The sequence below is a fragment of the Duganella sp. OV510 genome (assembly GCF_900100205.1).
Lineage (GTDB): Bacteria > Pseudomonadota > Gammaproteobacteria > Burkholderiales > Burkholderiaceae_D > Rugamonas.
Window position 1 is genome coordinate 1 of sequence record NZ_FNEQ01000002.1, and the last position, 14,374, is coordinate 14,374.

General features: G+C 49.4%; 15 protein-coding genes. 8 read left to right on the forward strand and 7 right to left on the reverse strand.

All coding sequences use genetic code 11. The features are described 5' to 3' along the window. Positions 1-125 precede the first annotated feature (125 nt). On the forward strand, positions 126-1,331 hold the full coding sequence (locus BLS51_RS07085; RefSeq protein WP_090182194.1) for an ATP-binding domain-containing protein: 1,206 nt from the start codon (positions 126-128) through the stop codon (positions 1,329-1,331). Between the two features lie 40 nt (positions 1,332-1,371). Continuing rightward, entirely contained in the window at positions 1,372-2,091 is a 720-nt protein-coding gene (locus tag BLS51_RS07090; protein ID WP_090182193.1) for a hypothetical protein, read from the forward strand. A 6-nt stretch (positions 2,092-2,097) separates the two neighbouring features. On the opposite strand, the gene BLS51_RS07095 is transcribed toward BLS51_RS07090, so the two are convergent. Beyond that, positions 2,098-3,126 carry a hypothetical protein gene (locus BLS51_RS07095; protein WP_139168665.1) on the reverse strand — a complete coding sequence of 343 codons (1,029 nt, stop codon included), beginning with the start codon at positions 3,124-3,126 and terminating at the stop codon, positions 2,098-2,100. A gap of 66 nt (positions 3,127-3,192) precedes the next feature. After that, positions 3,193-3,720 (reverse strand): hypothetical protein, encoded by a 528-nt coding sequence (locus tag BLS51_RS07100; RefSeq protein WP_090182191.1) that lies wholly within the window; start codon positions 3,718-3,720, stop codon positions 3,193-3,195. A 185-nt stretch (positions 3,721-3,905) separates the two neighbouring features. Between BLS51_RS07100 and BLS51_RS07105 the strand changes: the two genes are divergently transcribed. The 4 genes from BLS51_RS07105 to BLS51_RS07120 all read left to right on the forward strand — a co-directional run bounded on the left by BLS51_RS07105 (position 3,906) and on the right by BLS51_RS07120 (position 7,414). Further along, positions 3,906-4,655: a hypothetical protein gene (locus tag BLS51_RS07105; RefSeq protein ID WP_139168666.1), complete on the forward strand. Its 750-nt coding sequence runs from the start codon at positions 3,906-3,908 to the stop codon at positions 4,653-4,655. 13 nt (positions 4,656-4,668) lie between these two features. Beyond that, complete coding sequence (locus BLS51_RS07110; protein ID WP_090182189.1) at positions 4,669-5,799, forward strand: DUF3800 domain-containing protein; 1,131 nt, start codon at positions 4,669-4,671, stop codon at positions 5,797-5,799. Positions 5,800-5,874: 75 nt separating this feature from the next. Further along, on the forward strand, positions 5,875-6,858 hold the full coding sequence (locus tag BLS51_RS07115) for a hypothetical protein (RefSeq protein ID WP_090285690.1): 984 nt from the start codon (positions 5,875-5,877) through the stop codon (positions 6,856-6,858). 199 nt (positions 6,859-7,057) lie between these two features. Continuing rightward, positions 7,058-7,414 carry a hypothetical protein gene (locus tag BLS51_RS07120; RefSeq protein WP_090182187.1) on the forward strand — a complete coding sequence of 119 codons (357 nt, stop codon included), beginning with the start codon at positions 7,058-7,060 and terminating at the stop codon, positions 7,412-7,414. A gap of 147 nt (positions 7,415-7,561) precedes the next feature. On the opposite strand, the gene BLS51_RS07125 is transcribed toward BLS51_RS07120, so the two are convergent. Next, on the reverse strand, positions 7,562-8,302 hold the full coding sequence (locus tag BLS51_RS07125; RefSeq protein WP_090182186.1) for a hypothetical protein: 741 nt from the start codon (positions 8,300-8,302) through the stop codon (positions 7,562-7,564). A gap of 123 nt (positions 8,303-8,425) precedes the next feature. On the opposite strand from BLS51_RS07125, the gene BLS51_RS07130 reads away from it, so the two are divergent. Beyond that, positions 8,426-9,553, forward strand: coding sequence for a hypothetical protein (locus BLS51_RS07130; protein WP_090182185.1), 1,128 nt, complete (start codon positions 8,426-8,428; stop codon positions 9,551-9,553). 8 nt (positions 9,554-9,561) lie between these two features. Then, positions 9,562-10,905, forward strand: a complete 1,344-nt coding sequence (locus tag BLS51_RS29230; protein WP_139168667.1) for a hypothetical protein — start codon at positions 9,562-9,564, stop codon at positions 10,903-10,905. Between the two features lie 167 nt (positions 10,906-11,072). Here the strand turns inward: BLS51_RS29230 and BLS51_RS29235 are convergent, their stop codons facing one another. The 4 genes from BLS51_RS29235 to BLS51_RS07150 all read right to left on the reverse strand — a co-directional run bounded on the left by BLS51_RS29235 (position 11,073) and on the right by BLS51_RS07150 (position 14,111). Beyond that, positions 11,073-11,297: a hypothetical protein gene (locus BLS51_RS29235; protein ID WP_139168668.1), complete on the reverse strand. Its 225-nt coding sequence runs from the start codon at positions 11,295-11,297 to the stop codon at positions 11,073-11,075. A gap of 18 nt (positions 11,298-11,315) precedes the next feature. Further along, positions 11,316-11,840 carry a hypothetical protein gene (locus tag BLS51_RS29240; RefSeq protein WP_139168669.1) on the reverse strand — a complete coding sequence of 175 codons (525 nt, stop codon included), beginning with the start codon at positions 11,838-11,840 and terminating at the stop codon, positions 11,316-11,318. 91 nt (positions 11,841-11,931) lie between these two features. Beyond that, entirely contained in the window at positions 11,932-12,498 is a 567-nt protein-coding gene (locus tag BLS51_RS07145; RefSeq protein ID WP_090182182.1) for a hypothetical protein, read from the reverse strand. Between the two features lie 65 nt (positions 12,499-12,563). Continuing rightward, positions 12,564-14,111, reverse strand: a complete 1,548-nt coding sequence (locus BLS51_RS07150; protein WP_090182181.1) for a tyrosine-type recombinase/integrase — start codon at positions 14,109-14,111, stop codon at positions 12,564-12,566. Between the last annotated feature and the right edge of the window lie 263 nt (positions 14,112-14,374).

Genomic DNA, 14,374 nt, shown 5'->3' on the forward strand with positions numbered 1-14,374 from the left:
CAGGGGAAAATGTACGTCTTTGCTTGCTCATCAAACACCTCTCCATGGCGAGCATTCTCGCCTAAATTGGTGTCCGGGTACATTAAACCACTACAAAACAGCTTCAGCCCATCGATGCGGGTGGCATGTTTAAATCGCTCACTCAAAGGCACGGCAAAGCGGAGCTCTCCAACATTCAGCGGCAGAAAACCGACTTTGCACCGCTCCTGAATTGGCTTTGCAAACGAGGAAGTCTCTCCAAGCAGAAGGCTGACGTTTTGAAAACGCTTCCCGAAAATATCCGGGTTCAGGCCTTGGAGAGCCTATGCACGCAAGATGAGAAGCTTCAGCGAGCCTTTGATCGCTGGCAGAAGCGATTCGATTATTCTTGGCTGCGTGAAGTGGTGGAACTGTTCGCAAGCGGTAAAGCGAAGGACGCTTTGCAAACACTGGATGAACGCGGGCGGCTGCAAATCATCTCGGGCCACACCGCCACTGTTGATGCACTGATCTCTGACTGGGCTCAAGATAGAACACCGATTGATCGCAAGACCATGATCGCCGCCACTCGGCTTGAGGTTGCAGCATTGAATGCTAAAGCCAGATCTCTTTTGATCGATCAAGGTGTGGTGATTGATCGCATGGGGCTGGATCTGGAGATCACGCACCGCGACGAGTCGCGAGAGACTAAGCGTTTTGCACCTGGCGATCGTATCGTCTTTTCTAAGAACGATAAGGTGTTGGGTGTAGCGAATGGCATCACTGGAACCATTCAAGGCATCGAGCAGGCTCGATTCACTTCACTTCTACGCGTGCAGCTTGATGAGTTGAACGAGCGAGGCGAAAGCGTTGTGATGGTGCCCGCTTCATTCAGCTACTTTGATTACGCCTACTGTCTGACGAATCATAAGAGCCAGGGCCGCACCTTCGATGCAGCTTACACGCTTGCGAATCCATCGATGTGTGATCGTGAGTGGATCTATGTCGCAGCAAGCCGATCTCGATACGCCACGACGATCTATGCAAATCGAGCTGATCTTCAAACGGTCGATATCGAATCGCACCGCGAACACGATGCAAAGAAAGAAGGTGACAGCCGCACCGCTATGATCGATGCCCTGGCACTGCGTATGTCCCGCAGCCGTGCCAAAGGGACCACTCTAGATTACGACACCGCGATCGAACCGCATGCAGAGCTCCGCACCACTCCAGTCCCGATAAGCCTTCGAATCGCAAGACGATTTCTGCAAGCGATATCACCAAGGTCGAGAGTCCAAGAGACAGCTTTAGAGATGGTTGCGGAGCTGGATGTGCCGCCCACTCAGGACCAGTGGCTAGAGCTAGGGCGGTAGATCAAAACCTTCTAAACAATAACAACAATGAGGAGACATGATGAGCACATCAGAAAACGCAAAGGCAAAGGGATGGGATCGATCGGCAGTGACGTTTAGACTCTCGGTCAAGCGAGTCAATGAATTGAAGATACTGTGTGATGATGAGCAGCTATCCCCGACGGCAGCACTCGATCTGGCGATCAACTTGGCCAGGAGCACAAAGGAGGATCATGACTCCGACAACTCCTCCGCAGAGATCGCAAAGATTCAGGATCTTATTGTGGCTCAGGCTTCACATACACACCGCACTGAGGAACTGTTGACGGTGATGGCTCAGCAGATCCATGAGCTCAAAACGACCATCACCACTGTCGCGAATGCGGATCTCGGGATTGGTCAGCGGCCTGGCCCCGACGTTCCGAGAGCATCCAATTTGTCGCTCAGATCATGGTTGGATCGTGAGGCTGTCCAATCAACGCTAACAAGCTTTGTTGTGAAAGCACAGTGGCGAGGCATAAAGCGATTGGAAAAAAATCGTATGCAGTTGGAGCTCCTGACTGAACGACTAATCGCCGCAAACACCTGCAATGCGATCAAGGGAAAGCAGCAACTAGTTCAAGTTCTTCTCCCTCAGCAGCCCGGTATTTTTTCACAGCTCACCAGCATGCAGTCGCTTTATTTCAAATGCAAACAGAACGAGAAAAACGAATGGCACATCACGGTTCATGAGGCTACCGATACAGGACTAGGGTCTCCATTACTTATCTTACGGGCTTGAACATCCTCAGATATCTGCCGTCAAACCATGTGGGGTCGCATAGATTTGGATGCCCGCATCCCAGTAGACTAGCCGGCACGTCTCAGCAAAGTCGTCAAACACTTCAATACCAGACCAGCTCCCGAAGGACTCATATAATGTGTTTAGCTGCTCTATGCTCTCAGCTTCTAACAGACTGGCAAGCCATGTTTGACGAAGGAAATCATAAGAGGCTTGATCGAACTCCTGCAGGCTGATTCCCCTTCCAGATAAGCTCCCAAGAACATATCCCAGCAGCTTGAACAAGTGCCCAAAAGAGTCCGCTAGCTCAGTGAAAAGCTGACGCATATCTCTATGGTTCCGCCATGCCTCGATAGACGAAACGATTTCCTCATTTACTCTTGGATACTCATTAACTACCAGCTCTAGCTGTGCTTGCTCGACTAATTTTTGAGAGGTGCTTACTGATCTTCGATTGGCGGAGTATTCGTCCCATAACAAGATCATTATGCCGATCATCCGGTTGGTCAATGGTAGTCCTGACATCTGATCTTTCCACCCCGGCATAGCTTTTCGCACAGCATAGTCATGAACGTGACAAAGCTCATGATGCAATAAATTGAGGGCATACTGTGCTACACCGTCTGGCCCATCCACCAAGCTCCTCATCGTTGATGCAGGCACCAAAATAATAACGCCTTCGTTGGTCTCAATGGTGCGGCCTCCAGACACGCTATTTTCAGTCTTTGTAAGCGTCACTTCTCGACCCAATTCCGTAGAGATCCGAGCTGCGGCTTTGTAGATGTCCTCAGAAACCTCCCACCGCAGCAGTCGCCTAAGATCTAACGTCGGGTCCATATCTTGAACAAGCATGGTTACGCAACTTGCAGCAAGCCCCAAATCCATTTTGGAAGAGTCACTTCCCAGTAATTTACGAAACGCCCCCGTCAATGATTCAGGTGGATGGCCTTCCTTCTCTGGGAGACTTTCTGGCTCTGGTGCCATCGCGTCTTCCGCAGGCATCGGCAAATTCGTATCTTCGTGCTCTAAACTCATGGGGGTATGTTCGTTGAGATGGAAAATAAAGTGAGGGCTTTTCGAGAGATCAATCACTCTCAAAGCTTATCTTACACTGCGACCAGTAGTAACCGCCTGGCTATCGTTGATCGGCATCGACTCAGGTTCTTCGATGTCGTAGCAGGCAAATCCGAATAGTGCTAAACCTAGGACGATCATCATTCTTTCGGTAATCTGCGAAGGAGATAACTGCACGATGTCTTGCCAGTAAATAGAAGCGAAAAGTGCCGCCGCCGCGTGCGTGGATGCGGATGATACTTCATCCCATAAGTGCCGCGTGACGGCTTCAATTCGTCCTAAGTTGATTGACTTGCGATTGACATTGGCTTTTACGAGCGAGCTGATTCCCATCACAGTTAGCACGGAGAGCGTGAGAAGAAGAACGACTCGCCCATCACCGAACGTTGATAGATCAACGAGATGAAAATTGGAGTGCTCTGCCGCTGATAGATAGCCGGCGCCCAAAAATAGACCTCTATACACCAGTAAACTGCAAGCCCACAGCAGCAAGATGGGAAAGAGACGACGGTTGCAGTATGGTTTTATTTTTCGATAGATCTTGCTGTTTTTCATCTCAGATAGTCTTTCAAAACTCAAAGCGACCATTCGCTTTGACGCAAGTGTAGCGGGACAATGGGCTCACGCAAGAAGGTCTCCAGCAAGTCCTACCTCCTCATTGCTGACAAGCAAACAGTTCTTAAAAATCTCCTTTATACTTATCAAAAGGAAAATTTTCAACCCATCTTGAGATGATACTGATGAGCTTTAAAAAAGACACTACAGCAACGCCTTTCACCCTCGAAACTCTCGACGACGTAAAGAACTTTGAGCAGCGTCTAAAGAACTACACAAAGCGGAAAACTGGCATGTCTCTTCCGTATTCGTTTCTAGAAAACGCCTTTAAATATTGCCAAAACTTAGATCATGGAGGAAAGCTATTTTCGGCGGTATTCGACATCCACATCAATTGTGCTCTCATGTATAGAGAAATCATCGATGCAGGCGGAACCTGGAACGAGAACTTTTCAAAGGCAAAAAACAATGGCATCCCAGTCTTGAAGTCAACCATCAACTTTGAGAAAAAAATGGACATTCATCGGCACAACACCGCCTTCATTTTTCGGTATCGTGCAATGTGGGACAAACTGATGGGGCTGCTGGTTCTGTATTTTTACCCAGATCGATATGACAGCTTTGTTAGCAGTCAAAGCCGCAAAAAAGCCTTTGGCAAGATATGGCAAGACCATCATTTTGTGACACCAGGATTTCTTGCAGATTTTGCGCAACGATTGACAGCATTCGACAATACATTTCGCACGCCTGAGGCCCACGGAACTGGTTCGCTTCGGAAGTGGTCGTTCACAATGCACTCCTTGGATGAAACGCCTCAGATAGACTTGATTCGTCAATGGAATTATTTCATCGAAATCTTCCCCATCATTGAGAAGATTTTTCTCGAGGTATCCCCCTTACCGAGTGCGGAGCAGCTGGCTATAGATCAGTCTTGAATCAAGGAGGCACATGGATATCGATCTGAACAGACAAAGGCAATTCATGATCCAAGCCTTTGGTTTGCAGCACGTAGACAAGCGGTTTACCTTCTTCTACGACGAGACGAACAACATCCGTAAGTTCTATCTCACTGATGATGGAACGAATGTATCCGAGCACAAAAATTTTGTCATCGGTGGAATCGCACTTCGAGAGGGTCAACAGCTTCCCGACATCGATGATCTGCGAACGAAAATGCGGATGCAGGAAAACGCCCCTGAAATCAAATTTTCCCATGTTGCAAAGGGGGACTTCGAACAGGTCCTCGCCTCCAAAAAATTAGGCATCGCTCTTTCCTGGCTCATCGAGCACAACGTCCTCATTCACTACTCCAGTGTAAACATCATTAGCTGGTCGCTTTCCGACATCATTGATTCCGTTCTGATGGAAGATCGATTCCAGCACTATGGTCCCTATCAGCGAGTGCTGAAAAATGAGCTCTACCGAGTCGTCAGCAGGGATAAGCGGCGCTTCTTAGCATTGATGAAGCACTACGGTTATCCTGACATACAGCGTGATCAAACGGGCAGCTTCCTAAGCGACATCTGTGCCCTCTTAGATGCACATGGATCAGAAGACGATGACTTGCCCATGCTCGTTCTTCGGGACATGATGAAGGAGGCGTCAACGCTCTCCGAGCTGGCGGCCCTCACTGGCAATGAGAAAAATGTGCTCATCGCTGACTTCGAGATTTTTTACACTCGCCCGGTCATGCTATTTCAAAATTCCGTTCACATCTTCGACCACGAGCTACAGATCGAAAAAGGACTCGCCGGCACTCGCTTCAAAAAAGATGATGGCTTTGTGGACTTTAGCTTCTCTGATTCCAGGCAGCAGTCTGGTATCCAAGTGGCGGATGTGGTCACTGGACTCATAGGAAAGTATCAGAGCTTTGTGGAGGAGCATTCGCTCCCAGAACTTCTTGAGCGAAAAGCCAACTGGAGTGCGGAGCAGATGGCTAATTTCCAGATGCTCCGCGAGCTGATTGACCGAGCTCACGCCGAGAGTAACGCTTTGATTTTCCGATCCACGACAGAAGATAGCCAGTGGCGAAATGACACGTTCATGCACGACCTCCCAGCAGCCCACCGTAAGCTCTAATTTTTTTTGGTCTTAAAGTGAGTATCGTGTCACCCATACCAGCATACAATTAACTGTTTTCCGCCCTAAGCACTCATGCCATCAAAAACAAACGCTTACGCTGCAACACTTGACCTCGTCTGCACACCGCTGGCAAACAGCCTGGTTTCGCACATCACAGGTAATAAACAGGCCGAAGCCATTTTGCGAGAGAGCGACTTTTACATGATCGCTGGCCGAGCACAGGCGTCGTTTAAAGACTTTGACTTCGACAACGATTCAGGGCTCCTGAGCTTCACGATTGAGGTAGCAGGAGGAAAGAGCGATAGAGGGGCCATCGACATTCCTGAGTTCTTCAGACTCAAAGGTGTGCAGGCAGGTTGGAAATATTCGATTCGACCTGAGAGCTCGCAGATCGGAGTCTTTGTGCAGGAGAGCGATAATGACAAAGCCAAAATCATCCAAGCCTTCATACCTGATGATGTTTTGATGCGTCGTGGCCGCAAAGACGAACTCATTCTAGGATTTGACAATTTTCTTGACCTCGCCACCTACGACCTACTCTACGTCGGCATCGCAAAGGTCGGGGACACCTACGATCGTCTTTTCGCGAGTGCTCACAAGGCTAGGACTCAGATCCTCTCAGACGAGCCTCAGCGTTTTCCAGGGGCCAGAGTCAGTGATGAGATCTATCTTTTTGCCTTCAAGGTCGAGCCTCTGTTGATGCGAGTCTTTACGGAGGAGACTGAAATAGAAAATGACGATGTAGATTTTTCTTACGATCCTAAGCGGCTCGTCGCCGATGCTGAGAAAGCGGTGGTCAGTCTGCTGAAGCCGCGATACAACCGTGAGCTTTACCCAAACTATCCGAAGGGAAAAGACGGTCTCTATAACACGGGACTGACAAGCTACAGCTACTCCATCTCAGAAGGCATGGCGTTTAGAACGGCATACGGGACCATCAAAGGCGGTCGTCGAAAAAAAGAATTCACCATTTCCAGTGAAGCGGACTACATTTCGGTCCAAGGTGACAACGTAACCTTCCGAATTTCCGGGATCGATTTTTTAGCGGGGCCATGAGGCATGACTGCCGGACAGTCATTCATCTTAGGCACACATACAAGGCGTCTTAACTTGAGATATTTCTGCGTTCCACCGCAGCTCAAAAAAAATTCTAGACTTCGAAATCTGATCTAGTAAATACGAGTTGCCACGAACAGAAAAAGCATTTCGCTACTCTGCATCCTACGGCATTTTCATCACACTGAAAGGAAATACAATGAGCAAAGAGTTTATGCGTGGAGCCAGTGCTTCACTGAACAAGACGATCAGCGAAATCGAGTCAATACTAGCTGGCGAGAAGATAGAAAAAAGTGGCAAGCTCCGCAAAAAACTGCGGGAAAAGCTTAAGGAGATGTTGGAAGAGGTTGCTATGGACTGGGTCAAGCACGGATTCAAAGGTGGACACGCAGTGGCTGCCAGAGATTTTGTCGAGACGCAGGCCTTTCCTCGCAATATTGAGATCACTGTCACTCGCCAATTCCCACTTCGCAAAGTCAGTAAGAAAAGTAGGCAGCTAACTCTGAAATCGAAGATCCCAAAGAAGTATGCCGGCCCTCTTGATGAGATGGAGTGATTGACATCGTGAAGAAGCCTTAATGCTGTCAGCTTGAGGAAAAACTAAACGGGACACCTGACGCACCGCGTTGACACCGCATCTAGGTGCGTCAGGTGTATCCCTTAAAAGGCATGATCGACTATCAGCAGAAAACAGCACTCGCGATCACGTGCAGCTTACTCGTCTGAACGATTTCGGCACTTCCACCTGCCTGAAAATCGATTTTCCATTGTGCTGCTTTACGATGACAGGCGGTGCAACCAGTGCCGAATCTTGTGAAAGTCCAATGAATGCCACGCTGTCTTTTCCGAGCATCGCCTTCTCGCATCTGAAGTGACCATTGAAGTCCATCGCCAAAGCGATCTGATAGATGTTATTTTTTCTGACTGGCTCGGTCCCCATTTGGTATTCCACGAAGATAGAAAAAGTGAAGAGTTGAAGGCCGACTGTCAATGCAATCAACACCATCCCCCACCGCGATCTAAACACGCTATAGACGCCATACAGAAAACTAGCTGCGCCAACTAGGACAGAGGGCCACAGCGTCCAAGACGCCATGATCATTGCGGCTGTAGCTGTCGTGGCATAGGGGAACGTAGAGGCGTCTTGACTGAATATTGCATTCACTTCGTCGCCCGCTTGCCCGTGAGCGATGAAGGTCAAGAACGCGATCACCCCCAACCAGAATAGCTGCGTCGATTTGAAGTCGATAAAATGCTTGGCAAAGACCTTCTCAACAAACGAGACAAATACGTAGAGGCCCAAAAACGTCATCCCGAAGAATAATGCGAGCAGATGGCTTGGCTGCAAAAGACCAAGACTATCGCTACTCAATGCAAAGAAAAGCAGGCCAAGACTGATGAGAGAGGCCCAGTTCAGAACCGCTGAATAACCATCGGTGTTCACAAAAAAATGTCTATACAGTGATGCTCTTGCTCGCCGTGCTCCACGCGATAAAAATACAAATACTCGCCTCTTCTTTCTTCGCAAACTGCTCATTTCCTGCCCCGATAAATGGAAAAGAATAGCATGTCAAATTACGCGACCGAAAAGACCAATATCATGCCTCGTCGGGGAGTTGAGTGTATGCTGAGGGATCATTTATCAGAAAGCTTTGAAGTGTCACAAGACAGATTTTTCCCCGATCTTTACAAGAGGTGTCTCAAGTCTGGCCTGCTGAAGCAAGGAGCGGCAGCTATTCAAGCAGAGGCCGAGAAAATGGGCGTGGCTACATCAGTCGAAGCCGTAAAAATGCTCGCCTTCCTCAACTTAGAGGGATATCGCATCCAACGAGGTGACACTGTGGCTTTCTTCCCTTGCACGGTCGAAATCAGTGAAGCCAAGAAGAACACGCTGGTCGCTCGCATGAGAAAGAATTTTTTAGAGGTCGACGTTGTGATACCTCCTTATGTGGGTATGGGATACCTTTCCCGTTACGCGGCCCTCATCGAGAAATCCTCCAGCCGAGAGGAACAGGAGAGCTTGATCGCTGAGATGCTTAAAGAACTCTACGGCGAGCCGCTTAACTTGGCCGACCTCTGCGTCAGCTACAAACTTAATCCCTGTATCGCTCCGTTCTACGACAATATTGTAGAGGCCATCAAAGCTCATTTCCTGGGACTTCGAAGAGCGTCAGTGCTCACACTAATACCCTGCATCGAAGGCGTCATCCGCAACCTCGCAGAAAAGGTCGGCCGCAATATCCGAGACAGAATCGATGCTCCGAGTTTTCTTGACGTGCTGGGCCGAGTGCAAAAGCACTACATCAAGAGCGTAGCACTCCGAGGGATCGCTTGGGTGCCGAGCGAATTGGAGACCGTCGCTCTCTTCGATCAATTCCATGAGCTCCTCCAGATGGTCGAGAGCATCCGTGTATTTGTAGAGCATGCGATGTATAAGCACACCGCCGACTACGACAGGTCAAGCCAACTCAATCGGCATGGCATTGTTCACGGCCTTCTATCCGACTACAACACGGAGACTAATTTTTATCGCCTGATAGTTTTGCTCAACGGGCTCTCCGTGGCATCCATTGTTGCAGGACACGAGGCAAGCCTCTTTCATCCAGAGCCGACAGACGAAGCTCGCAAGCTTGCTAGCCATTTCAAGTCGTGCATGTTGTCATCGTCAACCATCACCCCCATCACGAGACTGTGAGCCATCCCATGAATGAATCAGACGAAATAGAGGCCGCACTACGTTGGTTTTTCGAGATCTGCGACAACCCCTTGGAGCTTGCTGAACGCATTGAAGCAGCACGGTCTTACTATCGGGATCAGACAAATTTCGCAGATGGCCGCTGGGCTAGCCGTGATCCCTTCGAAGGTTTTGACGATCGTATGGCGGTCATCCTAGCTCAGGCGGTTGGAGACCTAAGAGACATCAGAACACGCGATCTCTACCTGGCTGCTGAGGCCCTACCCTTTCTAAAAATGATCGGTGCTCACCTTGATCTGCTCCGTCACATCCCTGGGGCCACAGAACGGGCCAGGCGTATGCTCCGACCGAGAGAACAACATCCTGATGGCGGAATTTTCGAGCTCGTCGTTGCCTTACGCTATGCCAGAGAGGATGAGCTTCTCGTTGAGTTCATCCCAGAGCAAAACCGCCGAATGGCTGACTTTCTGATTCGGCCTGCCGACGATGATCCGCTTGAGGAAGTCATCAAGGAAATACATGTCGAATGCAAGCGGCTACGGCCAAGCGAATATGAAAAAACTGAGGAGCAGAAGGCTCAGGAGATTCTAAACGGTATAAATAATTTTGTTCACGAAAACAAGATCAGCGTTTGCGTTGACGTTACATTCACTTCAGAGCTAAGAGAAGTCCCAGCCGATTATCTGCTCAGAAGGATAGATGCCATTACGAACTCGAAGGTTCTCGTGCCAGGGAGCTACCCATGGAAAGACGAATTTGGCGAAGGAATTGTCAAAGCTGCTGATACCGCTGCCGTCGAGCGAGATGTTGCTGACACCTTCCTTATCGTCGGCAGCAAGCTTGCACGCCTGTTGGCTGGTGGTGAGCGGCTGGAAGAACATTTTCATTTGATATGTGGGGGCACTCCTCACGCTGGAGATCCCCGCTTCATTGATCAAATCGAATATGGCACAGTCGTGTTCTGGCGATGCCTGGCTGAGGAATCGGTTGATGCACGTGCCCGCTACATTAGAACTAAACTTGCCGATATTGATCGGCAAGTGGAGCATGCTCCCTTGGCAATTGCTCACATTGGAATGGATGTTGAGCGAGACACGAAAACCGCCGATCTGAGGCGAGAACGAAACCTCGTCACGGCTTCCAGCTACCATCCAGACTCACAACTCATGGAGGTGGATCTTCATTATTTCCTTCCTCGGACATCTGAAGTAACGGGCTGGATTATCGATGAAACGGTAGAACCATGCAGCCGTGCAAACGGCCCTTTTCTGGATAATCCTCGTGTCCTTGGCGGCACTGAAGATGGAATAATGCATAATGAGCCCGCTTGGAGACAGCCGGCTACTCGATAGTGTTGTTCTAATGATCTTAGAAACAGACATGTCTAACGCACAGTATGAAGGTGGGCTCGGGGTATGCCCCGCCTGTTTACAACTTATTCAGTTCCCTGGATAGTATTCAAGCCATCCATAAATGAAAAAGGTCGGCAGATGCCGACCTTTTTGCTTGATTTCCAATCTTAACCGAAGACTTGCTTCATTGCAGCTTTAAATTCTCGAGGATTTTTAACATCTACCCCATTAGGAAAGAGAGTAAACATCCGAATCATCTTTTCAGCTCGTTCCTTCTCCTCCGCTACTGATCTATCCCGCGAGAACTTAGGCGACAACGTATTTAGCCTATCGAGCCATGCTTGCCAAGCAGCAACGCCATCACTTACAGCTGGGCTTTCGAGTAGAACCATGTTTGCCTCCTTCGCAATTCACAGATAAATATAATCAACAACCAAGTCGCAGTAGTCCTTATTAACAATATACCTCCTCTTGAGATTCTTGTCAAGGACGTAGTCGTATTGGATAAGTCGAGCTCGATCGAGCAACAAACAAAAAACATGGGTCTCCAAGGCTCCATCAAATCCAGCAGGTGCCCCATAAGCTGTTTGCATAGCAAACGTCTGATTGAGCTTCACGAGCCTGCTCAGCCATGTAGTCTTCCATCGCTCAAGGCGGCGAGCCCTAAATACCCCGCCGGCCAGCGTGTGAGCTGAAATTTCATTTATTCCACCAAAATTACCCAACAACTTTAAGTCTCCATAACTTAAAGGCATTAAACCCGGATGATTATGATGAAAAGAAACGATCTCCGTGATGCTTTTACAACGGTTCAGAACAGCTGGCGGAATTCTCACCAAATCAGGCTTACCATCGGTATGATGAGCAAGAAATTTGACATTCTTTCTACAATAACAATAAGCGTGCTCGTGACCATTCTTTCCTCGTCCTAGCACAAAAGATCTAGCCCGCCACCGAATTCTCCCCTCCCCCTTACTCACCCTAGCCCTCTTAACTGTTTACTTAACACAAACTCTATCGCTCTTTTTATCCGAGTGCAATGTCCGTGGCTTCGACTCCAGCCGCTACGCGATCCAACTGATGACGCATGACGGAGGTCACTTGCGAGGCAAGCTCCTTATGAGCGCCAAGCTCTGACCACTCTTGCGAAATGGCGTCAATTACCGGCATCCAAACGATGTCGAATAGCCCCAGACGATCGATAACCAGCCTCACTGGAGATGACTCAACCATGCCGACAATACGCCGCTGCTCATCAAGCCAGAATGCCTCCTCATTCACTACGTCGTGCAGTGTCAAGAAGAGCTGACCTCTGCGAACGGCCGCCTCCATGGTGGAGCTGAGTTTGTTTGCCTCTTGCCAGGCTAGAAGGTCAGATTTGTGATACAGACAGGTGTGGTTAGAACCAGCTCCTTTACCTCCTGGCTGAATATATCGAGGTCCATTGCCCTTCACACGCAGCGACTCAAGAGCACTCACAGAGGAGCGAAGGAAGATGGCAGCTTCACTGGTCCTAAGCGAAGCGGTATCAGGAAGGCGATGAAGTCGCTCCAAGATGTCGAGCTCAGCAAGAATCTTTTCCATCGAACCCATGCAGCAATCTCCGCGAATGATGTTATCGAAAGAATACCATCATTCACGGAGGCAACGAGAATATTTTAGACGGCCACTGTGCTGGATGCTGTAGTCTTCTTAGGCCGTCCCGTGCGAGGCTTCTGTGGTTTGCACACATGCGGTTCTGGGGCCGCGATCGGCGGCCAATGGGTAGGCTTCAAGGCGTTATAGACGTTGGGGGCAGTGAGAAGAATCGCTTGCTCGATTTTTGTCATCCAGCTTCTGAGCTCGTCCCACTCTGCTTCGGTGTAGCGATCAGAGACAGTTGCATGAGCGTGGTTGAAGAAAGTGCCCTTAATCACTTCGGGGACCTGCAAGGAGGTCATCAAAGCTCCGAAGGTTCGACGCAAATCGTGATTCGTCAATCGCTCGATGCCCGCCTCTTCCATAATCGCATGTCGGAGTTCATCGGGATTGATGTAGTGCCCCGTCTTCGAGAACTTATTTCGAGCTGGGAATACGTAAGACCTAGAATGCGAAGCAAACCCTCGCTTCAAAGCCTCGTCTTTCGCTGCCGTTTGCCTCAGCCGCAGCAAGCCCACTGACATGGGACCAATCGGCAAACGATGATTCTTTCCTCCCTTGGTGCCATAAAAGAAAACGTGATCTCCGTATTCATCATCGCCAAAAGCGACATGACTCGTTACCTTCTTCTGGTCGGCATCAAGCAACTCGCCCCACTGGCATTGAGCATGTTCGGACTTACGACAGCCCCAAAGCAGCATCGCGATAAGGAAGTGAACTCCAGTCAGATTATCGTTCGTCTGCCCTTTGCTCCACGCCGCCTCAAGGAACGGTCCGAGCGTCTTCTTCGGCGAGAGCGGATTACGCTTCTTCCCTTCTTTGTAGATGGTCTCCTTCTGCTGCATCGTCGGATACATTTTGTCGATCACTAGGATCGTGAACGGATTCGCTTTCAGCATCGGAGAGCGATTCGCTGCGGCGGCGTTAAGAGCCTCAGTGCCCATGTGCCAGGCGATAGCGGCAGAAGCCCAGCGAAATGCTTGTTCATTGGCGACGGGATAAATGTCACGACCCACCAAAAATTTTGCTTTCACTTCTTCTGCGGTAATTTCTTTGACCTTGCGAGTCAGCCAGCCCCAAGGCTTGAACTTGTTGATGGCCCGGTCAATTACGCGAACGGTTTCGGCGGATGCTGGTTTTACTGTGCGAGTTCGCATGTGCTCACGATAAGCCTTAAAGACCGCCTCTAGCGTCACTTCCGCAGCGACAGCCTTACGAGCCGACTCGTTAGGATTCTGCCCCGTCTCAACCATTTCAAGAGCCATTGCAGCCGCTTTGCTACGAGCAAGAGTTAGCGGAGCCTTGCCCCCATCAGCCATGAAGTCAGCCACATTGCCGACAGTGGGCATAATGGATTTGCCGTGAATCTTTCGGCGAATGATGAAGGTCTTCTTTCGAGCGATCTTGACCCCAAAGCCAGGAGGAGCCTCTTGGTTGGCGTCATACACGATGTAATCTTTCTTGCTGGGATTGGCCGCAAAAACCAGATTACCATGAGCGTCCACACCGGTCGGCCGCTGATCCAAAGTTAGCCGCTTAATCAAAGGCATTGTCAATTCGACCTTCATCCCATCTCCTTAGAAGAATTGAAGCAGGCAAGAGAGTCCATGGGGGACTGCGTCTCAACTTTAACGTATAATCCGTCCTCCCCTTACAGCCCCCTAATGGGGACTGTAAAAATCAATGAAACTCATTGATTTTTAAAGATTTTTCTAAGGATAAATCAAAAAAATGGACTGGAAATTATTATAGCCTGAACTTGCTTTCTACAGTTCCCTTTTAGCCCCCTTTTTCGGGGCAGAACTTTAGGGCAAACAGGGGTGACTCAGTG

Coding starts and splice junctions, on each gene's coding strand:
- BLS51_RS07100 (WP_090182191.1), bottom strand. CDS start 3,720: ATGAAAAACAGCAAGATCTATCGAAAAATAAAACCATACTGCAACCGT.
- BLS51_RS07145 (WP_090182182.1), bottom strand. CDS start 12,498: ATGGGTTCGATGGAAAAGATTCTTGCTGAGCTCGACATCTTGGAGCGA.
- BLS51_RS07085 (WP_090182194.1), top strand. CDS start 126: ATGTTTAAATCGCTCACTCAAAGGCACGGCAAAGCGGAGCTCTCCAAC.
- BLS51_RS07150 (WP_090182181.1), bottom strand. CDS start 14,111: ATGAAGGTCGAATTGACAATGCCTTTGATTAAGCGGCTAACTTTGGAT.
- BLS51_RS07120 (WP_090182187.1), top strand. CDS start 7,058: ATGAGCAAAGAGTTTATGCGTGGAGCCAGTGCTTCACTGAACAAGACG.
- BLS51_RS07130 (WP_090182185.1), top strand. CDS start 8,426: ATGTCAAATTACGCGACCGAAAAGACCAATATCATGCCTCGTCGGGGA.
- BLS51_RS07105 (WP_139168666.1), top strand. CDS start 3,906: ATGAGCTTTAAAAAAGACACTACAGCAACGCCTTTCACCCTCGAAACT.
- BLS51_RS07095 (WP_139168665.1), bottom strand. CDS start 3,126: ATGAGTTTAGAGCACGAAGATACGAATTTGCCGATGCCTGCGGAAGAC.
- BLS51_RS07090 (WP_090182193.1), top strand. CDS start 1,372: ATGAGCACATCAGAAAACGCAAAGGCAAAGGGATGGGATCGATCGGCA.
- BLS51_RS07110 (WP_090182189.1), top strand. CDS start 4,669: ATGGATATCGATCTGAACAGACAAAGGCAATTCATGATCCAAGCCTTT.
- BLS51_RS29230 (WP_139168667.1), top strand. CDS start 9,562: ATGAATGAATCAGACGAAATAGAGGCCGCACTACGTTGGTTTTTCGAG.
- BLS51_RS07115 (WP_090285690.1), top strand. CDS start 5,875: ATGCCATCAAAAACAAACGCTTACGCTGCAACACTTGACCTCGTCTGC.
- BLS51_RS29235 (WP_139168668.1), bottom strand. CDS start 11,297: ATGGTTCTACTCGAAAGCCCAGCTGTAAGTGATGGCGTTGCTGCTTGG.